Below are 22,343 nucleotides of genomic sequence, written 5' to 3'. Positions count from 1 at the left end.
ATACCTTACCTCCGATTGATTAACGAACCGATTTACTGCTGCTTCAACCAAAAATCACGTAATTTTGGAGAATTCTCATAAAAAAATACGGGATCGTACTTCCACACATTGAGCTTTGCCAACGGCAATTCCTCAACAGGTGTAACATCGGACCTTGTCGGCCACGATCCTGATAGATTAAACGGCTTCAAGCCTGCTGACTTGCCATCCGCTTCCCCGGCCATCCAACGTATTAACAGCTTGGCTGCGTTAGGATGCTTCGATTGGTCGCCGATATACAAAAGCGCCTGCTCAACCTGCGATACCTTGGGTTTGACGTCATACGAAACACCGAGCTTGAGTCCCTGGCTTTGTCCTTCCCTAAGCTTGGTGGAAACCGCTAAACCGATAGGTGGCTTGGCCTGACCTGTCTTACCGACTGCTTTTACAATATCTCCACCGGAGTTGGTCAAAATCAGATCATTTTTGGACAATCGTTTAATAAATTCATAGCCGGCATTAGGGGAGCCGTTTAATTCAATTTCCTTGCCGAATTTCTCTTTGTAAGCCTGCTTCATGTCATCGGCATTTTGAATCATCGCCAGGAACAGGTCCATCGTATCCGCTGATTTCATCGGGTCGCTCAGCATGACTCTGCTTTTCCATTCCGGTGTTGTCAGGTCCCACCAATTCGTTACAGGCGGTGTCTTGTATACATCCGTGTTATAGAAAATCCCTCTGACTTCGACGTAAGGCACCAAGCCTTCGACTTGACTCTTGTAAGGCTCCGGCATCTTGGAAACCAGATCGCTCGGCATATATTTATGCACGATCCCTTTCTTCAACAGCTCCAACGTGAACGTCCCGCCCGTATCCTTCGTAAAAACTACGTCAGCATTGTAAATGCCTGCGCCGTGCTCCCTGATCAGCTTCTCCAGCATATCGACGGAGCTGACATTGTACGCTTCCACCTTAACGCCGGGATATTTGGCCTCAAACGAATCCTTCGTATCGCTGATCCGGCTTGACATGGAGTAGATGACTACCGAGCCTTCTTCCTTGGCCTTGGCGTACAGTTCATCTGCCGTTTCTGTTTTGTTAAGCCCAACTTTTTCCGCCCATGCGGACGATGTGCCTGCCTGGCCTCCCGCTGCACCTTTGTCAGAGCCGCTTGCTGCTGGATTCGCTGTATTGGAGCCACATGCACTTACCATCAATACCGTACTGCACAGCATCACAACTACAGCCGATTTGACTGTGAATCTCTTTTTCAAATTCATTGTACTACCCTCCTTTTGGGGTTAAGCGCTTAATCTAAATGTATTTATAATTCCATATAATAGGCTCTATCAGGAATTCGTATCCTCAAGCCACTGTGACCACGATTTATCAAATTGATTACCGATATGCTCTGAACAATACGTATAAAATGAATTCATGAATGCCAAGCGTTCCAATGCTGCGCCATACTTATAGGTTTCACTCGGATCCATCCTTTGAAAATCCCTGCCACCGATCAGAACTTGGCGCTGTGTTATGGTCTCGAAGTCTACCGTATCGGCATTCCTCAGCATATCGTACATACAGAAGAAGGAACTGGCTCTCCCAACCCCGCCTCTGCAATGAAAATGCAGCCATACATCCTTGGGCAGTGTCTTCACCCACTCTACATAACGGTCAACTTCCGCATCGGAAGGACGGTGATGATCCGTAACGAAAAATCGCTTGTAGCCTACACCCTCTTGCTCTGCCAGCTGCGCTTCACTCATAATCAGCTTGGGCTCGTGGACAGGTCCTCCGATATCCACTGATTTCCCTTTTACCTGATCAAAGGTTATGGAAGGCTGCACCCTCAAATCGTCCAGCAACTGCTGCTCCTTGGAGAGCACTTCCTCATTACTCATCCCTTTGTTAGCTCCATTATGCAGGCCAAACCAGTTAACAGCCATACCATTAACAAATCCATGATTTTCCTGACGCAAGTCAACAAGTATAATTGGAACGTCGCCAATGCTCTTTTTCATCGTTTGCAGCTGTCGTTGGGAATATTGACCACTTGCGGACGCTTTCAATTCAGTAAAACCTTGCAGGTCAGGAAGCACGCTATCTTCTCCGCTGATCTCTGATGTACACATCCGAAATCTTTTGGGCAAATCGTCCTTATCATTATCCCTTTCTACAACTAAATAAACGCCAGTTTCTTCTGCTTGCACATTAGTATGTTCAGGCACGAGCATTCTCCTCTCATGAATGTATTTCTTCTGAATCCATCAACCCAGCTGCAAGTAAGCGTTCTCATTTTAAGAAAATGATTGGGTGCCTATTGGCACCTTCTTATCTTGTGCGGACGATTTGAGCTTCCGAGCAGGTTTGCCGGATAACCAGATTTGTATCCAATAAAATGGATTCCGCTGTCAATTCGTTGGATAGCAACATCTCCATAAGCAGCTCTGCCGCTTTCCTTCCCATTTCCTTACGAGGCTGGGCAACCGTGCTGAGCTTAATCCAATGCAGGTTCGCTACCTCAAGATTATCGAAGCCAATAACACTGATCTGTCCGGGAACGGAAATGTTATGCTCAGCCAGCCACTCCAATGCGCCGATTCCAAGCAAATCGTTAGCTGCGAACACGGCTGTCATTGATGGGTATTTGTCCATTAAACTGTCCATTGCACGGTAGCCGCACTGCATGGTCCTTCCATCGAAGGTCACACCTCTCGGATCAGCTTCAAGTCCGAGCCTGTTCAAGCTGTCCATGTAACCACGATATCTTTCTTTACCTGTGAAGGAATATTTCGGCATCCCTATAAACCCGATTTGATTATGGCCCAGTGAAAACAAGTAGTCCATTGCATTGCAGGCACCTTTGTAATGGTCGACATCGACAAAAGGCACATTCAAGCCCTGCGGAGGTCTTCTGCGAAGAAACACAACAGGTATCTTCAAGCGATGCAGCAGTTCAATAGCCTCTTCATCAAGAAAATCCGGGGTTACAATGATACCATCCATCTTTCGCTCCAATACGCTGATCAGAAATCTTTTCTCCTTCTCAGGACGTCTGGACGTATTCACGTAGACCACTTGATAGCCACTATCTGACAATACTTCTTCTACATCATGCGCCATTGCCGAAAAGAAAGGGTCCGTGATGTCGGGGATCATTAATCCGATCGTATTCGATTTTCGCTGGATTAAGCTTCTAGCTACAGCGTTAGGTGTATAGTTGAAGCGCTTCATCGCGTCAAGCACTTCCTGCTTCGTCTCCTGACGTATATCAGGGTGATTATTTAATGCTCTGGATACGGTAGAGACGGAAATCCCCAGCTCTTTTGCTATGTCTTTTATCGTCGGCATCATCATTCACTTCCTTTTCGGTAACGTTTCCGGTAACGTTACCGAAATTGTAAAACAGAACCCCGTATTTGTCAATTAAAACTTGGTTTGCATTTACACATAAGCTGTATGGACTTATAATTCCTCTCAAAATGGATGGGTTCGGGCCGGCAGTGTATTCTCTGTTTCCATAAGCCTCTGCAGCAGCTGCCAGATCAGCTCGGCCTGAATATCCTTATAATCGGGCTCGCCCCATACATTGTTCAATTGCAGCGGATCTTTATTCAGATCATACAATACGCCCTCCTGCTGGCTGCTCCACAGAGTTAAACGGTACTCCTTGCTGCGATATGTTTTTTCAAAAACTTCGGTCGTATTTATGCGTGAAACCTCCATATTGATTTCCACCAAGGCGAAGGGTGTACGCTCTTCATCCAGCTCTCCCTTCAGCAAGGGCAGCAAGGATCGGGCTTGCATAGACTGCGGCTTCATGCTGTTCGTTAAGTCGCAGATGGTTGGAGCCAGATCGAACAGTTGGACAACATCTTCAATAACGCGAGGTTTCCCTTTCATATCCGGAGTTCGAATTACCATTGGAATTCGTATGCTTTCATCCTCCGATCTGCCCTTGCCCCAACGGCCCCAATCACCGAGAAATTCTCCGTGATCGCTGGATAACATTACTGTTGTATGCTCAGCGAGTCCGGATTCGTCCAAATAATGAAGCAGTCTACCGATACAATCATCAACATGGGATACCAAAGCATAATAAGCGGCTTTTTTGCTGCGTATAGCGTACTCGTTCTCTGGAGTAATCTCACAATTTCTGGGTAAAGACAGGCTGTTAGGATCATATTTATTGGCCCAATCCGAAGGTACGATAAAAGGTGAATGGGGATCAAAAAAGCTCGCCCACAGCATAAAAGGCGTACCGCCATGCTCCCGTAAAAACTCGATTGAGGTGTCACTAACCCATCTGCTGTGTGAGGCTTTAGCCGGAAAGCTGCCTTCTGAGGACATATGATCCGTTCCATTTCTTACTCTCGAAGCACCAGGCTCAATTCGAACAGCCTTGGCATATTCAGGATAGTGCCTTTCCACCCATTGAGTATAGGGATCGCGATAGGTCCCTCGCTCATCGGTTACCTGAAGCGTGCGATAGCCGTAGCTGGGATGCGGGGAAGTATGATCGCGATAAGTATGATTCTGCACATGCAGCTTGCCAATATGCGCAGTATGATAGCCACGCTGACTTAATATTTGGGGAAAGGTCACTTCCTGCTCAGATAGTCGCACACCGCCTCCCCGGACACCATGCGCATGAGGGAATCTTCCTGTCAGCAGCGATGATCGGGCAGGCATACAGGCTGGCGCATTCGTAAAGGCATAAGTGAAACGAGCTCCTTGGCTGCTGAGCCGATCGATATGCGGAGTTTCAATTTCATGATTGCCGGAGCAGGATATCGCATCCCAGCGCAGTTGATCAACTGTTATAAGCAATATATTCATGGTGACTCTGCAACCACCTTTCATCTGAGCGAAGTGCAGCTTTACACACTCATCTCGGAAGCAATATCCCAGTACTTAACTGGATTGAAATATGTAGAAATATATAATTGGTAACGTTACCGGAAACGTTACCAAAATCGTAAACCAAATTCCCTTTTTTGTCAATTTACTTTTATTCGTTATTTTGCCCATGCGTTTTATGATTTGCTAATAGTTACTCCTCACCTTTTTCACTTTTTTCAACCGCTGCTCCCAATGAACGCTTACCGAAACGGTCTATGCCTTCAGGAAGATGCACAGGCACTTCGCTCAGCACACTGCCGTCATCCAGACGCTGCCAAGTTTCAAAGCTGCGTTCTCCTTCGTGAAGCCTGATTACCCGAGCTCCCCTTGGGAAATCCTCAGGAGCTTTGCCGCTGAACCCGCTCAGTCGTGAATAACAAAGCCGAATGCCATGCAAATCTCCATAAAAATCATTGAGATGGTCATGCCCGACAAAGGTACCCATCACATCGCCCATTTCTACCATGGCCGCAAACAAGCCTGAATTGATTCGTGGACTGTCTATGCCTTTGTTCTGGCTTCCGTAGCAAATCCGAAAATCCCATATTTCGTTGTATTCGGGAAGTGGAATATGAAAAAAAGCCAACGCAGGCAGCGGACTACCGCCATTCCTCTCGGTCATTGCCGCTGATTGTTGCAGGTACCAATCAATCTGATTTCGGTGGACCCATGTCGCACCTCCAAAAGGCATCTTCGTCTTGGCACCTGTATCGAGCAAATACAGCAGCGCGCACATGGCCTCAGACCGACTTCCACGGATAGGCAGCACATAATTGGATAAGCCCTGAATATGTGAGGGTCCGGTCTCGAACAAGCTGTTAGGAAGCTGCTGTAAAATAACAACCAGTTGATCTGGCTCCACCTCAGCCTCCAATTCGTGATTGCCAAATACAAATGCCCAAGGTATCCCGCTATCAGTTATCGCTGATAACGCCTGTCTGAACGCGCTCAAAGGCTGAGGGGTTTCTTTCTTGTGAATAACATCACCGGTTATGACGATAAGGTCCGGCCTTTCTGCAGTAATAACCTCACGTATTAAGGCATCCGTGCGCCAATCGTTAGCGCTTCCATCCTTCCAGTGAATATCGGTGAACTGAACGATTGTAAAGCTTCCATCCTGACGAAATTGCAGCTGTGTAGACATGATTGTTTCCTCCTAAAAGTTTTGAGTAGCAAAACTGACTTCGTAAGCTTCCAGATCCAAGTCCGGTGAATAAGTCTCCGCTACGTGGTCAAGGTGTTCCTCCGATTGCTGTTGTCTCCAGATTTTCAGATTATTTCGTAAGCTGAGCCCCACTCCTTTCCTTGAAAAAGCACATGCCACCCATCACCAGAACTGAAACTGCGAGACATAGGCTCCAAGGCAGCAGCGGTATTCCTCTGGCTTGCCCTATATCATAGAACCAGCCGCCAAGACTCGTACTGAGTGCACCGCCAAGTGCCATCGAATACCCGTTAAATCCATAATAGGAGGCAATGAGCCGGGGTGGAGCAAACATTTGCACCACATCCAGCATCAGGGGAGCAGAGATCATCGTGCCGAGCGCAAATAACACAGAGGCTATACAGAGCATCAGCAGTCCCTTCGATAAGCCAAACAACATGAGCCCGATTCCCATCAGCAGAGCGCCCAAGCCAATCAAAATAAATCGGTTTGGATAGCGCTCAAAATAACGGGTGACAGCCAATTGAAAGCATATAACGGCTCCTGAAACCGTACCATAGACATAAGCGACACTGGAAGGATCTCCAGTAACGGATACCGCAAGCCTCGGAATGGTGAGGAATAGCTGCATATATAAATAAAAATAGCCGATCAAAATAAGGGTATAGCCAACAAACGGCGCATCTCTGAGAATAGTCCCGATATCCTTACGAAAATGACTTTTTGTGATTTCAATGTCCAAAGCGGGCAGCACCATATAGATATATATAGCTAGAAACAAAAATACCGAACCCGCAAAAATCCCCAGATAATGAAAATCAACTGAAAGCAGCATGCTGCCCATTAACGTAGAGGCGATAATGCCGATATTAACAATCATATTTTTTAACGAAAAAAGCTGCTTACGATGAGCCTCAGGCGCTAATCTGGCAAAGGCAGCCTGGATCGCAGGCTCAAAGAGGGCTCCACCCAAGCCGGCGACTATAGCGGCAGCAAAAAAGTGCCACGGGTACAGACTAACCGCAAAAGCCATAAATCCAATGGATCGAACAGCCAGACCCAGAACCATCGTTTGCTTGCAGCCCCACCGATCAGCCATCAGACCTCCCATAAAGGTCATGCCCTGCTGGGAAAACTGACGCACGCCGAGCATAACACCCGTTAATGCCATCGACCACATCAAACTGCCTGTCAGGTAAAGCGTCAAATAGGGAATTAGTGCATAAAAGCCCATGTTCATCATAAAAATCGTCACATACAGCATCTTAATCTCTCGTGGTGCAATCGCCCATATTTGAAACAATGTCATACGCGGATTCCATTCCTTTCCCAAAGCCTGTTCCAGAATGGTAGAACCATCTATTATCCATATGCTAGCAATCTTTCTAGCAATGAACAACTATTATCTGAGTTTTTATTTTAGTAAACGACATTTTTCTCCAAATCTATTATAATGGTAATATAAGGCTTAAGAAAGAAGATGATTTCATGCAACCTAAGATTATTGCCATAATTATGCTCATGCTCGTACTTACCAGCTGTGGACACCCTGTTGAACCTGCTCCAACTGCTACGGTTTCGGCACCCATCGCGGAAAATCAGCCTATTGAAGGGCCAACACCTGTCTCCGCATCAGCACCGACACCCACGCAAGCGCCTGTTGTCATTGGCCCAGCACTATCCGTTAGCCAGGCCTACAACATTAAGGAGCACGTGACATATTCTGGTGCCCGCAGCAACCAAAAGAAGGTAGTAGCCCTTACTTTTGACGATGGACCTGATACGAAGTATACGGATCAAATTCTCAATCTATTAAAAAAACAAAATATAACAGCAACCTTCTTCGTCATAGGAGAGCATGCTGCTGCTCACAAAGACGTCATGAAGCGAATCATTAGCGCTGGACATGAGATTGGCAATCATTCATGGAGTCATTCAGACCTGACCAAGCTCGATGAGCAGCAATTGGAGGCGGAAATTGACAAAACCGATGAAATCATCCAAAGCTTAACGAATCAGCCAACAACATTACTCCGCCCTCCTTATGGAGCTTTAACGCAGCAGGTGGTCGAATACGCGGAAAAATCGCACAAAATTGTTAACTGGTCGGTGGATTCCAGAGATTGGGAGGGTATTTCCACGGAACGGATATTGCAAAATATAAAAAAAGAAGTGAAGCCCGGCGCGATTATATTACAGCATTCGGCTGGTGGTAAAAATGGCAATCTGTCCAACACGGTCCAGGCGCTGCCGCAAATCATTGCTTATCTAAAAGAACACGGCTATCAATTCGTGACGGTCTCTAACCTGATTTCACAGAACGTGCCTACCCAATAACAAAGGAATCCAGGTGACTTGATGAAAGCTGAATACAAGGTTCTGCGGAATAATATTCATAATAATCTGTGGAACGGAATTGCCTGGTCAATCGGATTCAACTGTGTGACTCCATTCATTGCCGTGCTTGCTGCCCGTTTAGGCGCCACAAATAATGATTATGCCCTGCTTTCTTCCATTCCTGCCTTGTTTACCATTTTGCTTGTTATACCAGCTTCCATTATTATCGGGCGCTTTCATAAGCAAAAGCGGATCATTGCCAGTATAATCATGATCTGCCGTTTGTTTTATTTTTTGTTAATATTCGTCCCCTACATGGGTGTGTCCTCCATAACGGCATTGATTTTATTGGTTAGCCTCTACAATGCCACCAATTCGGTTATTGCCGTAGCATGGCAATCGATGATGGGCGAGATTATTCCCGCCAGTTACCGCAACAAGGTATTTGCACAGCGTAACATGTGGACGGGATTGTGCGGATGCCTGGTTGCTTTTATTGCAGGCTGGGGCATCGATAGTCTTACTTATCCTTTTGGCTATCAGGTAGCCTTCTCCGTTGGCTTCGTATTTGCCTTCGTTGAAACGTGGTATTTCATGAGACTTAGAATACCCAGTGAAGAAATCATTCCCCACAATCAAATTATTGAACAGATCGTCCCGGATAAACAGAGTCTTCAGTCCAATAGCTGGATCGAACGGTATAAGCTGAATCAGGGAAGAACCTACTATTTGTTCTGTGGAAGCGCGATTGTTTATATATTTGCCTGGCAGGCCGCTTGGCCGATTTACGCCAAAATCAAAGCGGATACGCTGCTCGCCACCAATACAATGATCAGCATCGACGTCATTGCAGGGGCACTTGGCGCCCTGCTTGGCTATCGCTTATTTGCCCGTTATGCCGATCGAAGAGGTACTGCCTGGACCGTATTTGTCTCAGCTTTGGTGCTTGGACTTACCCCCTACTTTTGGCTGCACGCTCCCAATATGAATTGGGTCTATCTGTATGATTTTATAGGCGGGATTGCAACAGCCGGCTTTCAGCAATCGGTCTTTAATCGGCTGTTGGAAATTGTCCCCGAGCAGGGCCGACAAAGAGGCATCGCGATTTATACGACGTTATCGCAGATTTCAGCTATATTTGCTCCTATTGTTGGTATGAAGCTGTTTACTGTGATTAATTATGACGCGAGTATGATCTTAATAGGCACCTTCCGTGTGCTTGGCTCCTTATGCTTTCTACTGATCGTCACACCAAGACTTATGCGCTGGGCAGGTGCCGGCAGAGCAAAAAGTGTGGAATAAGCGATCCGCTATAGGTATCTAAAAAAAGGACCCATCCGTCTTTATATGACGAATGGGTTTATCTTTTACCATTTATTTACATTATAAGGTTTTACGGATAAGCTTCCACCCCTCCGCAGGTGGTTGAACAACATATTTTGACAGCTTGCCCTCATTGTTTTCTATCGCCAATAGAATCCCATCAGCTACAGGAAGCACATGATGGATTTCGCCATCCGGTACAAGCTCGTTGGCAAGAGTAGTTAATGCCGGAATCATCGCTTCGTCAAGCCATGTTCTTTCTTGATACCATCTTGGAAGCGGAATAGGTGCCGGATAACCCTTAACAGGAGCCTCAAGTTCAATTGCCAAGCTATAGGGATCGCGTGAAAGCTTACGGTCAGCACCTATCGCAGCCACGAACCTTAAATAAAGCTCAACCGTATTGAGGATCTCCACATAATTCATCGTACCGTTAGCATAACGAATTTCCACCGTGCCGACATCAAACCAAGCTGCTGTATTGATTCCGCAGCGATGAGATTGTGGACGTCCCCGATAGCGGACTGCCCTCGGACCCGGATTTACAACAAACTCACTTCGCATCTCAGAAGTAAGCGGAGGGCAAACAGCAGCCGATGCTCGCTGGTACTCACTATTTCTTGAATAGCTTGTTGATACAGCAGCGCTGCGTCGATTAGCGGCAGCACAATGTCTTGTCCCCATGGCTCCAAACCAATATGAACATGAAAACCACAGCTCCAATTTACTGTAGCACCTTGCTCCTGCAGCCGGTTCAGCATGACTCGTATTTGGTCTCTATCCGCCCACAGGATCGGTGGTGGTTTAAGTTCACTGCCTGACTCAGATCCTGTCTCGTCTATCTGAAGTTCATCCAAGGATATAATCCAATCAGGTAAAAGCTCCAAGCCTTCTGGATTACCACCTACAAACTCAATCTCAATGCCAAATTTCAGGGCTTTCCAATCCACAGATTTAGGCCACATCGCTGTCATCCTCTCCTTATCTTATTGAACAGGTTACAATAATATATAAAAGAAGAGGTGGACCACGAGATTAACGGGGAATTTTTTCTCTAAGCATCGCCATTCCTCCTGACTTATTAATCATATCGATTCTGTTCATCCTCTGCGATACTTTGCAAGTCAAATGCTGTAATTGTATAAAGTGTATACGCATTGGTTTTTGCCGCCTGATTTAATGCCTGTTCCCTCATATACTTGGGTGAGCCTTCGGTTTCTTCATCATAAAGCAGTATCATACCATCGGAATTACGCAGCAAAAACCTGTTTTTTTCTTTAAACTGCCACGGTCCCTCGTACTTGGTTTTCGTTACACTATTGACATAATCGGCGTGCTGCAGCACATGATTATAAATTTCTTTTTTGTCATCGCTCCACTTTTCCTCTTGCTCCAAAAATGGGGTTATAACCGCCAGCTGCAGATTGGGATGCTGCTGCTTGAGCTCAATCACCGCTTCAGCGGCCCACACCTCTACGCCCCATTGACCACTAACGATGACCCACTCCAGACCTTCGTCCATTAAAGCCGTCACTTGTTTGGCAATCGCTTTCTTGATAATGGCAATTCCCGGATGCTTCTGCGAAAAGATACCCAGCTCCGTTGCCTTGTACCCTGTTATGAGCACCCTTTTCATGGCTTCCACACTTCCTTATCTAAGAGTCTTCTCCACAAACGTAAACCACACTTGCCGGTCAGACTCCTAATAACACCTTAGCATAAAGAAGGTAACAATGAAAAGACTCTACGGCCTGGGGGGGATCGGAATTCCCAAATCTGCTGCGCCGAGCTCGGAAGTTATCAAATCCGGTGCATACTGCTTGAGCAACTCCAGGCCCATATAAGCCCTGCGAACACGCTCCCGGCATAAATTAATGTTAATCTGCTCCAGATGCTGCCCGCTCGGGTATACATCCGGATGATTACGCAGACCAAACTTGATATATACCGGTGATAATACACGAATGAATTCCGGTATCTCATAATGACGAATAAACCCACCCAAGCCGTCCGGTGCTTCCACGTAGAGATCCAGCGGGATATCGACAGCCGGACGGATTGAGGCCAGCTTGGGCAGTGTCAATGCGGTAGGTAAATTGTACGTATCTGCACCAATATCCTCCATCAGCTTGATCGAAACCGGATTCGCTGCCATCATTTGCACCGATACTTTGACGACAAAATCCGCTGCGATTAATCCCTGCCTTTTCATTTCTTTGGTCAGCAGCAGCAAGCCCTCATCTGCGACCAACGCACCACGTACTCCCAAACGGTTAGCCCGCTGTAAATCCTCCATAGCATAAACCAGCTGATCTATACCCTCATGGCGCAACGCTACGACCTTACCCGCAGGTGTTAGTGGCAGCGCGCTAATATCCCATGTTCCACGCGGTCCGACGAATAAGCTGAGTTCAACGCCGCGTGCTGCACAGAGCTCGACCATTTCAGAAATTTCCGCGTCGGTAAGCAGCATAATGCCACTCCCTTGAGATACGCGATGAATCACAATCCCGTAACGGTCCGCTTCCTCAAAAACGGCCTTTAACGCCTCCGGTCCTTCAACACTTGGAATTTCCACCCGATACTGCGCACCATCGGGAAATCGCTTAAGCGAATCCGGCAGGTCATAAGCCTCCCGCTCCAGAAAACCTAATGATTTTAATAACGCTCTCGATTTATCCATGTGATCACATTCCCTTCCCTTGCTGATTTATTCATTTACTTGCCTGGCCGCAACTTACGGATATTGCGCCTCTTGCGGCATACTGCTGTGCGGCCACTTCATGTCCGCATCCAGTGCCACCCCCATCGGAACAACCCCTCGTGAAGCATCCGTACAGTCTCGCAGACGGTTAGATGCCGCTACCATCCGCTGTCGATGACGTAATCGATCCAGTCTTGCCATACCCAATTCCTTACGCTGCACATGAAGCTCTCCTTGAAAAAGCGCTACTTCTCCAGTAATGAAGGCTTCAGAATCAAGCAAATCAATTCTTTTGCTGCGGAACTGCAGATGGAGTAGATCTCCCTCCTGCATATAGAGCAGGCCCCCCTCATGATAAGCCTCCGGAGTCACATGCCCAACCGCCGCTCCAAAGGTTACCCCCGAATACCGTCCGTCGCTGATTAAAGTAGTCAGGCGTCTTAGCTTGCGGTCTGCATTAATATGCTGCATCGGCGTCATCATTTCCGGCATACCAAATGCCTCAGGCCCTTGTCCGGATATAATGACAGCCAACCTCAGCCATTCCTGCTGAATCATATGATCAAACAGCTCATCATAATCCATGTCCTTCAGCTGATCCAGGGGAACCGCTGCGTTAAGACAGGCCATTTGCCGCATATGCTCCAGACGGAATAACCTGCTCATTTTCAATCCATCCAGCAGGTTCACATCCAGCAGATGATGATTAGCCTCCTCTTCATTTTCGTAATAAAGCACGAATGCAATTCTTTGATCAAATAAATCCAGCTGCTTGGTCGGCATTCCGCTAATCTTCACGACTGCATTGTTAAAAAAGTTGCTGCTCAGCACATCGACACCGCTAAAGCTTCTTCTTGGTGTACTCAAAATAATCTGATTTCCCTTGACGCCATCCGCACTTAGATTCGTTGTGTCTGACAGCCGCTGCCTCCATGTTTGGCCCGTTACTGTAGGTGCATCTAAATCCATGGGGACTCCATTGCGTGACAGCTCATAAATCAAAGTCTCCATGCCTCGGATTTGCCCTGAGCAGCACTGCTGCGCCAAGGTATAGATGTCCCTGCCCTCCGTCAGGCTGTAATCGAACAAATCGGGAATGGGATGTGAATTCACAATTGCCTCCAGATCACTCAAGCAAAAATCGTATCCAGCATAAATCATCGCACCAACGATATGCATCATCAGGTTCGTCGAGCCGCCTCCGGCGCTGTGCAGCTTGATCGTATTGCCAATATTCGCCCGTACCAATTCACTCACACTGCATTCCGGCCGCTGGATAATGGAAAATAATTGCTCAATCGCTTTGTCGACCTGTACCTGGGTAGGCGGCTCAATCAGCAGCTCCAGAACAGGGCTTACGATACCGAAACCTGCGGTAATATCCCGCGAGCTGTTGCCCGTACCATGAAACGCGCAAATCCCGCCTGCGGAATCACAGGTATTAACGGCCAGTCTTTTTTCAAAATCAAGGTGCTGCTCTACCGTCATAAGCCCGCGCTCCACGGCACGTTGAAACACGCCCTGAAAGGATGTATTGGAGGAGCATTGCAAAATATAGCTGACGGCTTCGCGGATATCGGCACCTATATCGTCAAAACCTGCGGTGTCGGCCTGCGATGCCAGATCCGCCAGATCCCGCTTCAAATCGTCGGGAATCGTACCACCCTTCAACACATGGGAAGGACTAAAGGTTGCAAATACATGATGCTCCCCACGGTAACGGCGAACCCGATCCAAATGCGCAAGCCCGCTTAAAATACCGAGTGGCTGTTTATCGCAACCCTGTATCACAAAGGCACCATGATAAGAATGCGCTTCCATTTGATTGACAACGATCTCAGCTATTGCGTTGCGGCTTTGCAGCGAATACGACATGCCGATATTGTTCTGGGCCGTTCCGTCACAAAGAACCGGGGTGCTGAAATAAAAAGGCACACCGCCCTCCTGCCAAATTTTTAAAGCAGCCTTGAATACGGTCTCGTGATCCAAAATGTGCGCCGGATGGTCAGATGACCCGCCAATGATGGCGATTCTCGGTGCATTATGCTCCAGACGATCGTATATATGTTCCAGCGTCCAATCAGGCTCACCGCCCCCATAATAACCATCAAGCCCCCGCCTGGCGCGATCCAGCAGTCCTGCAACGGTTATCGGTTCATTGGCCTTTCCCTGCACATTGCCCTGATAGGAATTAGCCTTGTTCTGAATTGTTATTTTCATATCGCTTCCCCGTTTCCGAATCATCTACAAACAGAACCCTGACGCATACATGCAGAAAGCCTAAACTTCCAAGCTTTTTTAAGCTTTATGCTAACCTTCCAAGCTTTCCTTAAGCTTCATACTGTCCTGCTTCACATCCTGCAGGTGCGACCTCATCATGTCCTTCGCCAGCTGAACATTTCTCTGCTCAATCGCCAAGGCAATCAGCATATGAAAGTGCGCAGCTCTCTCTGCACTGCCTTTGATACGCGTAGTCTTTCTTCGGCTTTCCAATAGCAGTTCCGAGATTCCTTTCATCACACTGGCCATCACCACATTGGAGCAAGCCTCCGCTATATGATCATGAAAAGCAATGTCGGACGCAAAATAATCCTCACCTGAGGCCAAGTCTGCGATCATTTGGGCCGCGGCGTCTTTAATATTGCGAATTTGCCCGGGTGAGCCTCTTTCTGCAGCAAGCGCAGCCATCTCAGGCTCCAGTACACAACGAAATTCCAGCAGGGAGAAGAGGTCCCCGACAGGAAGCGAGGTCAGATCGAGCGAACTGTCCTGCCTCCAATGATTCCGGCTCCGCACAAACATTCCCCGACCATGCTCAATCAGCAAATAACCCTTATTTTCCAATATACGCAGCGCTTCCCTAACGGTTGAAACTCCGACCTGTAACTCCTTGGCCAATGCCGCCAAAGACGGCAGCTTCTCGCCCGCTTTCCACACCTCCTGATCGATGCGTTGTAACAATTCATTCAATATTTTCGTGCTCGCAAGCTCTTTCAACGTAGTCACCAACTCATATGATATGTATATAAAGTTATAATAACACTTGAATTTCAAGTTCACAATATCCAATTTAAGTTCAACCTATTTTAAAAATTAAAGGTGTCTTTCCCTATGCTGACTCCACGGGAAAGACACCTTATTAGACAAATAATGGCTCGAAGCTTATTGATGAAGCAAAACACAGATGACCCCAACATACAATCAGATTACCGAGCTAAGACGTTTTATTGTGAGCAATTCCTCTGTAGACATAGCCAATGCGCGTTCACATAGCTCCTTTTTCAGCTGGTCAAGACGCAATTCATCATTTTCCGTCCTCGTGCCGGCCCGGCCTTTTTCCAACAAATCATAAAACTCCAGAGGCAAGAATCCGTCGTTCAACGATACTTCCACGGAATCGCCGCCCGATATAGTAATAACAAACGTGTAGGATTGGGCACGGTGAGGATCGTACTGGGCTACTGGGTAATTAACATCAACAGACAAAGCTTCATGCGTCGTCGCTCTTGTCACATATTCGATCGCATCACGAAATCCTGGTCCTCCATGGCCCGACATGATGGTGATATCTTTTCTTAGAGGCGCCTGATCGCCGCATAATTCTTGAATCCCTGCCTGCAGCATTCGAAATGCGACAGCAATAGCCATTAAATATTGACCGCAATGATACTTCTCAATATCCTCAAACCTGATTTTTTTATGATGCTCACCTGTTCGTCCGTCCCGAATATGAATCTCCAACATTGCAGTTCCTCCTAAGTAATAGATATGGATTCTATTGATAATGATAATCAATTATGAATTTAGCATATTTTAGATTTATAAACAACTCTAATTTTATTTAAATGATATCAAATGATATTAAATTAACAAATATATTAGATTTTTATTAATGTTATTAATTATTTTCGCTTCCATGAACAAGCTAAAAAAGACACCTTAACCAAGCTGTTGCTTGTAAAGTGTCTCCTATGGAACTTGTGGGCTGGCTTCCTAGGTCTCCAGCATAACCTTGCCGGTTTGCGATGTATCGGTTCCAGGTATAACACGTAATTCATTCAAAAAGGCCTCGGAATTTAAAATTTGCAGGAGCGCCTGGATCCACTCGCGATTGTGAGGTTTTTTTAACATCACGAGATCTACCCGCTCTTCGATCAATTTGACAAAATCCACATTATCCATCATCGCAGCCGTTTTCTCATGTCCAATCCCGATGTCCGCTTCACCTGAGGCAACTTTGGCTGCTACCCCGATAGGGTTCGACTCCTCTTGATCATACCCGATAAGCCGCTCCGACCGTATACCATGAAGGCTCAGCTGCGCATCCAGCAGCACACGGGCCCCGACTCCTTTCTCACGATTCACCAGTCGCAGGCCAGGACGCTTGAGATCTTTCCAGCCATGGAGATCAAGGGGATTTCCTTTGGCAACCAGAAATCCGCACGGTCTGGAAAGCAGATTGACAACAAGATAAGATGATCCGATAAATATTCTGCGAATGTAAGGCAGATTATACTCACCTGTCTCCCCATCCAGCAAATGCGTACTGACAACATCGCATTCGCCTCGGTACAAAGAGATCAGGCTGTCCAAGCTACCCACATAAGCGCGTAGCGGTCGCATTCCCGTAACATTTTTCTCAATATGCCTGGCTAATATGTCAATACTGATATCCTGGCCTGTGATGACGATGGTACGCATACCGTTGGCAGCAGCCACCGCTCGATAGGAGGGAGAGCGATCCGCAGGACGATCCGTAAATTCCTCTTGAAGGTTCGGTGATAAGCCTTTCTCACGTTTCTTGTAAGCGTCAAGGTCAGCAGCATCTACCCGCATTTGTTTGCCCACTCGATACGAAACCAGATCACCTTTCTTAATCAAATCATAGACGGTGACCTTGGAAATCCTCAAAAGCCTGGCGATTTCCTCGACTGTGTAAGACATTTCGGACATTTAAATCCTCCTTGCAGCGTTTCGTTATTTCTTAGTATTGTAGCACAAAATACGGATGCTGCCTTTTAACTGTCCTGAACAATTTTCTGAGATCCAAACGACGAAAAAGCAAAGTCTTCTATTCCACTTTTGAGCGGTATAGGAAGCTTTGCTTTGAGCAAATGATGGTCTTATATTTTACATCATGCAGCAGGTGTGCACATTCAGCTGAAATCGCGGTCGCTCATCCTTGAAAGGCCTCGGCCTCAATTGACGTTTTCCTACATTGCAATAGCACTACAGTATGTGCCGGAACCTTCCATGTCCGCAGCTCCTGATCGTCCACAGCTGTCAGAACGGGCACTACATTCCCAATCACGTCTACCGTATTAGCCGCATAAATATCTTCATGAGTCAAGGTCCAGACGGTCGCGAGACGGTAGCCTTCAGGCAGCTCAAGCTCTACATCTGCCTTCTCTTCCTGATGACGATTCACAACAGCAATATTCAGGTCGCCATCCTCACGAAGGACGGCAACAGCATCCACATAGGCTTCGTCGCTTGGTTCGTGTATCGCTTGAATCTTCTCATTCATATCCGGACCGTTGATTTGTGGTGCGGGTATGCGTATTGAAGGCGAGCTCACATTCACCCGGACCGACTGCCCGGTCATCCATTCTGCATATTGCTTGAATACATAAAACAAAGTCGTCTTGATGACTACATCCTCTGTAACCGAAATGACCCCATTGCCGTTGATCAGAAATACATAGTTGGCCATTCCGACCGAAGGACTTAACCGGATCATCGCGTTGAATACCCCGGCTACGAATAACGCGTCCTGCAGATTGCGGGGACTATTGCGGTTTAAGCGATAATGCCCAATGTTCTCTGGATCGGGTTCATAATGACGGATGTTCCACTCGTCCATAGAAATACGGATCTGCTGAGGGAGCTGAAGCTTATGATTCACTATGGTGGTCCTGATCGTGTCGATCATCCTGCGCAGCTGCTTCTCGAAGAAGACAGGTGTAAAAACAACCGGATAATATTCATTTCCGCTCTCCCTATCCACCGAACTTCCATACAAATGGAAGGTTAAATAGTCCAAATACTTACCGGCCTGAACGACAACCTGACTATCCCATTCGGGGTCATTGCCGTAATGGGAGCCTACCCCAAGCAGCTGAAGCGAAGCGTCGTATTTCTTATAAAACTGCGCCCAATTGGCAAGCTTGTGTGCATATTCCCGCGCACTCAGCTGACCGGCCTCCCAGAAACCCCAGGTTTCATTGCCGATACCCCATAGCTTGACATTGTAAGGCTCGGCATGTCCGTTCGACTTGCGCCACTGGGCATCGGCGGTTTCTCCGGCTCCATTGCAATAGTCCATCCACCGCAGTGACTCGACCAGCGTCCCCGTACCCAAATTAACATTGACATAAGGCTCCGTGCCTGCCTTCTCGCACCACTGCAGAAACTCATCGGTTCCGAAATGATTGGACTCCAGTCCGCCCCAATGCCAGTTAACGCGCGTCGGCCTTGCTTCTTTGGGGCCTATACCATCACGCCAGTTATACAAATCCACATAACAACCGCCAGGCCAACGGATCACGGGAACACCAAGCTCCCTGACCGTTTCAATCACATCAAGCCGAACGCCGCTTTCGTCTGCATGCGGGGATTGATCATCCCAGACAGAAGGATAGATGCAGTTCCCCAAATGCTCAAAATATTGGCCGTAAATATACGGATTCACCTCACCCAGACGTTCTTCCGAATACACCTTCAAGTATGCCTTCATCGATTTCTCCAGCTCCTGTTCCTTCTTTAATTAGCGAGGGACTTTCCGGTCCCTCGCTCCACGATCAAGCTTTATGATTTGCTGCCACTCACTTGATCAGCAAACGGGTTGTGATGACTTGCCGTTCCCCCTGAACCGTTCTCTTTCGATAAACGCAAGCCAGGGTCTACCAGCTCTTCAGCTTCCTCCGTAATTAAATATTGGCCTTGCTCCATAAGCAGACTTCTCAGCAGCTCCACGTCGACCTGACGTGTGGTCAGACTATTCGCAGCAGCCATGGCTGCTGCCGTACCTGCTCCCTGTCCGATCCCCATAGCCGTAGCCATCACACGAACCGATCCAAAAGCGGTATGCGATGCGGAAATGCAGCGACCTGCAACTAGCAAATTATCGAATCCCTGGGGCAGCAAGCAGCGATAAGGAACCTCATACACGGCTTTGCCAGAACCTGTGAACACCTGCTGCTCCCCTTCCGGGGGATGAATATCAATAGCAAACGTTCCGCAGGCAATTCCATCCGCGAACGATCGGCTATTCAATACATCCTGTTCTGTCATTGCGTAATCGCCAACAATATGTCTCGTTTCACGTATGCCTACCTGAACACCCGTATCAAGAATATAAGCATGCTCAAAGCCTCCAATAGTACGCTTCATAAACTCGGTCACAGCCCAGGCCTGATAGCGTGTCTCCACCTCAGCCCGTGTCAGATCGAATACATTCGTTCCATCGATACCCTGCAGCCTCGTGCAGTTAATAGCAAATTGTCCATCTTGTGGAAGCTCATACATCAATATTCGCGGAGCTGCGTCCTTCGGATATTCACCACGCTCCATCGCTTCCTTAATAATTTCCTTCATACCGAGAAATGCCAGAGCACTCTGAGCATCAATCTCTTCGTCTGTAGGGGAATCCTTAAGCAGGTGACGGTTTGCCTTCATCCAGGCTTTCAAATTGGACATGTTGACTCCGGCCACTCTGTAGAAAAGTGTAACCGGCTGCATCGCACCGTCGGATTCACGTCCTTTCACAAAGGGTGCACCAACCCTGGCGACAACATCTGCATCCGCAGAGCAGTCAATGACTAATTTGGGGCAGATCGCTTGTCGCCCGGATTTATTCTCCACAATAACCGTCGTGACCTTACCGTTTCCGTCCGAGTATGCATTTGCGAATGTAGAATGGAGCAGCAGCTCCACTCCGGCCTCCTGAAGCAGTTCAAACAGCACCAGCTTCATCCCCTCCGGGTCAAACGGGGACATGGAAGCATTGTCAAACGTCAAATCCGTTACATGTCCTGGCGATACGGTCTTCGCTACCAACCGATCTACAAGCTCTCCGGCAATTCCTCTGATCACCTGCTTGCCGTTTACGTCATGAAAGGTAAACATGGGATTGACCATGGCAACAGTTAAGTTGCCCCCTACGAATCCATATCGTTCCACCAATAATACCTTGGCTCCATTACGAGCCGCCGCAACCGCAGCACCGATCCCCGCTGGTCCACCACCGATAACAAGTACGTCAGGCTCAGCCACCACAGGCACCTGCATAGCCGGTTCATTGTAAACATTCATTGTATCTCCACTCCTATATAATAAGATTAGCTGGACCCTTGCCTTACTTCTTGGTAGTTTTATACCATTCATTGACCGCTTTCACTACATCGTTGCCCCCAGAGTTATCCCAATCCTTAATGAACTTATCAAAATTTTCGATTGATTCTCCGCCCAGCAGAAGCTTGATAAAATAGTCGGTTTCTTTTTGTGTCAGGCTTGCCTGGTTCTTACCAACAACCTCAATCGGAGGCATGAAAGCAATCGGATTCTTTTTGGCATACTTGTCAAAATCCTTGTTAATCGCATTGAAAGCCTCGAACAGCGTTGGAGTACGGCGCAATCTGGCTAACCACATATCCGCGTACTTGACCTCCTGAATTCCATCCAGGAACCAATAAGCATTCCCCCGTTTTTCAGTGAAAATAGGCATGATGGGGCTGTATACACCATTCTCTTCATTGAAGGTGGTACCCTTTTCACCAAGTGTCAGGAAGGTGAAGGTATCCATCTGCAGCTTCGCGTCCATGAACTTGATCGCATCCTCGGCATGCTTGGAGGATTTGGGAATGGCATGTACATACAGCAGCTTATCTTCCATTTGTACGCCTGCTTTTCCATCAGCACCCTTGAGAGGAAGCATATAGCCCATTTTCCCAGTCGGTACATTTTTCGTAAAGGCCGCATTCATGTTGGAAGCATCATTCCATGAACCCGGGATCATAAATGATTTCCCGCTGACGAATTTCTCCTGTGCCTGCGCCGTCTTGTTCACAGCCCAATCCTTATCCAGCAATCCCTCGGTATACAGCTTACGCATAAAAGCCATATAGTCCTTCATGGCAGGCTGTTTAATTCTTGGAAGAAGCTGTCCATTCACTTCAGACCAGTCTGTATATAGATTGAATCCGCTATAGATCATAAACACGTCCATATTGTTGCCGGTTAATGGAATCATGTCCGGCTTTTTCTCTTTGACTGTCTTGAGCGTCCGATATAATTCATCGAGTGTCTCCGGGATCTTAAGACCAAGCTCAGTCAGGATGTCCTGCCGAAGAATCATCGTTTTCTCAATATTGGCCCTTTCATTTTTTTGCGGCACTCCGTACAGCTTCCCGTTGTATTTGCCAAGCTCCCAGGAGGACGCCGAGATCGCCTGCTTCATATTCGTGCCGTTCTTGTTGACAAGCTCGTCTATAGGCTGCAGTGCCCCCTGAGCGACCAATGTATAGAACTGGGAAGGCGTCAAATCCAGAATGTCATATTCCGTACCTGAAGCGATTTCAATATTCAGCTTCTCCTCAGGTTTATCTTTGGGCAGCACGGAATAATTCACTTTGTACCCCGTGCGTTCTTCCACATCCTTGGCCACGGGATCAGTGTTCGGATCGAAGGCCACATTGAATCCCAGCACCTTAAGCGCCGGTTTGGGTTTGTTGGCATCTGTTGAGGTACTGCTTGCTCCAGACTTGGGATCAGACCCCTTGGTTTCCGGATTTCCTCCTGCTGAACAGCCTGCAAGTAAGGATAACGTTAAAACAGTTGATATCAACGTGCTCATCGTTCGTTTAGTTCCATTCATGCCGTGTAGCCTCCCTTATCATCTTGTAATCTATTTTAAGGCATTGCCTCAAAAAT

Annotated in this window: 19 protein-coding genes; 2 read left to right on the top strand and 17 right to left on the bottom strand. The window is 47.4% G+C overall.

The annotated features are described in order from the left end of the window. Positions 1–32: 32 nt before the first annotated feature. The 6 genes from OB236_RS20780 to OB236_RS20755 form a co-directional block, all read right to left on the bottom strand. Positions 33–1,259, bottom strand: coding sequence for an ABC transporter substrate-binding protein (locus tag OB236_RS20780; protein WP_262685718.1), 1,227 nt, complete (start codon positions 1,257–1,259; stop codon positions 33–35). A gap of 69 nt (positions 1,260–1,328) precedes the next feature. Next, positions 1,329–2,210, bottom strand: coding sequence for a protein-tyrosine phosphatase family protein (locus OB236_RS20775; RefSeq protein WP_262685717.1), 882 nt, complete (start codon positions 2,208–2,210; stop codon positions 1,329–1,331). A 103-nt stretch (positions 2,211–2,313) separates the two neighbouring features. Then, positions 2,314–3,333, bottom strand: coding sequence for a LacI family DNA-binding transcriptional regulator (locus OB236_RS20770; RefSeq protein WP_262685716.1), 1,020 nt, complete (start codon positions 3,331–3,333; stop codon positions 2,314–2,316). Positions 3,334–3,459: 126 nt separating this feature from the next. Continuing rightward, complete coding sequence (locus OB236_RS20765) at positions 3,460–4,821, bottom strand: sulfatase family protein (protein ID WP_262685715.1); 1,362 nt, start codon at positions 4,819–4,821, stop codon at positions 3,460–3,462. A 214-nt stretch (positions 4,822–5,035) separates the two neighbouring features. Continuing rightward, the gene (locus OB236_RS20760; RefSeq protein ID WP_262685714.1) at positions 5,036–6,028 is read right to left on the bottom strand and encodes a metallophosphoesterase family protein; all 993 of its coding nucleotides are present in this window, start codon (positions 6,026–6,028) and stop codon (positions 5,036–5,038) included. 130 nt (positions 6,029–6,158) lie between these two features. Continuing rightward, positions 6,159–7,358 (bottom strand): MFS transporter, encoded by a 1,200-nt coding sequence (locus tag OB236_RS20755; protein ID WP_262685713.1) that lies wholly within the window; start codon positions 7,356–7,358, stop codon positions 6,159–6,161. Between the two features lie 179 nt (positions 7,359–7,537). On the opposite strand from OB236_RS20755, the gene OB236_RS20750 reads away from it, so the two are divergent. After that, a complete protein-coding gene (locus tag OB236_RS20750) occupies positions 7,538–8,386 on the top strand; it encodes a polysaccharide deacetylase family protein (protein ID WP_262685712.1) in 849 nt (282 codons plus the stop codon). Between the two features lie 21 nt (positions 8,387–8,407). After that, the gene (locus tag OB236_RS20745; protein ID WP_262685924.1) at positions 8,408–9,688 is read left to right on the top strand and encodes an MFS transporter; all 1,281 of its coding nucleotides are present in this window, start codon (positions 8,408–8,410) and stop codon (positions 9,686–9,688) included. Positions 9,689–9,769: 81 nt separating this feature from the next. Here OB236_RS20745 and OB236_RS20740 read toward each other — a convergent pair whose 3' ends face one another. The 11 genes from OB236_RS20740 to OB236_RS20690 all read right to left on the bottom strand — a co-directional run bounded on the left by OB236_RS20740 (position 9,770) and on the right by OB236_RS20690 (position 22,287). Next, a complete protein-coding gene (locus OB236_RS20740) occupies positions 9,770–10,273 on the bottom strand; it encodes a hypothetical protein (protein WP_262685711.1) in 504 nt (167 codons plus the stop codon). Then, positions 10,252–10,674: an amidoligase family protein gene (locus tag OB236_RS20735; protein ID WP_262685710.1), complete on the bottom strand. Its 423-nt coding sequence runs from the start codon at positions 10,672–10,674 to the stop codon at positions 10,252–10,254. The genes OB236_RS20740 and OB236_RS20735 overlap by 22 nt, the downstream gene beginning before the upstream one ends. 116 nt (positions 10,675–10,790) lie before the next feature. Continuing rightward, positions 10,791–11,345: a DUF1273 domain-containing protein gene (locus OB236_RS20730; protein ID WP_076229012.1), complete on the bottom strand. Its 555-nt coding sequence runs from the start codon at positions 11,343–11,345 to the stop codon at positions 10,791–10,793. Between the two features lie 108 nt (positions 11,346–11,453). Continuing rightward, positions 11,454–12,392, bottom strand: coding sequence for a U32 family peptidase (locus OB236_RS20725; RefSeq protein WP_262685709.1), 939 nt, complete (start codon positions 12,390–12,392; stop codon positions 11,454–11,456). A gap of 54 nt (positions 12,393–12,446) precedes the next feature. After that, complete coding sequence (locus OB236_RS20720) at positions 12,447–14,633, bottom strand: dihydroxy-acid dehydratase (RefSeq protein ID WP_262685708.1); 2,187 nt, start codon at positions 14,631–14,633, stop codon at positions 12,447–12,449. 90 nt (positions 14,634–14,723) lie between these two features. Further along, complete coding sequence (locus OB236_RS20715) at positions 14,724–15,410, bottom strand: FadR/GntR family transcriptional regulator (protein ID WP_262685707.1); 687 nt, start codon at positions 15,408–15,410, stop codon at positions 14,724–14,726. 204 nt (positions 15,411–15,614) lie between these two features. Further along, positions 15,615–16,157: an FmdE family protein gene (locus OB236_RS20710; RefSeq protein WP_262685706.1), complete on the bottom strand. Its 543-nt coding sequence runs from the start codon at positions 16,155–16,157 to the stop codon at positions 15,615–15,617. 249 nt (positions 16,158–16,406) lie between these two features. Next, positions 16,407–17,366 (bottom strand): helix-turn-helix transcriptional regulator, encoded by a 960-nt coding sequence (locus tag OB236_RS20705; RefSeq protein WP_262685703.1) that lies wholly within the window; start codon positions 17,364–17,366, stop codon positions 16,407–16,409. 223 nt (positions 17,367–17,589) lie between these two features. Then, on the bottom strand, positions 17,590–19,149 hold the full coding sequence (locus OB236_RS20700; protein ID WP_262685702.1) for an alpha-L-arabinofuranosidase C-terminal domain-containing protein: 1,560 nt from the start codon (positions 19,147–19,149) through the stop codon (positions 17,590–17,592). Positions 19,150–19,220: 71 nt separating this feature from the next. Next, positions 19,221–20,726 (bottom strand): FAD-dependent oxidoreductase, encoded by a 1,506-nt coding sequence (locus OB236_RS20695; RefSeq protein WP_262685701.1) that lies wholly within the window; start codon positions 20,724–20,726, stop codon positions 19,221–19,223. A 43-nt stretch (positions 20,727–20,769) separates the two neighbouring features. Further along, positions 20,770–22,287: an extracellular solute-binding protein gene (locus OB236_RS20690; protein WP_262685700.1), complete on the bottom strand. Its 1,518-nt coding sequence runs from the start codon at positions 22,285–22,287 to the stop codon at positions 20,770–20,772. Positions 22,288–22,343 lie beyond the last annotated feature (56 nt).

The sequence above is a fragment of the Paenibacillus baimaensis genome (assembly GCF_025567575.1).
The sequence above is the reverse complement of the archived record's forward strand: the minus strand, read 5'-3'. Positions and strand labels throughout refer to the sequence as shown.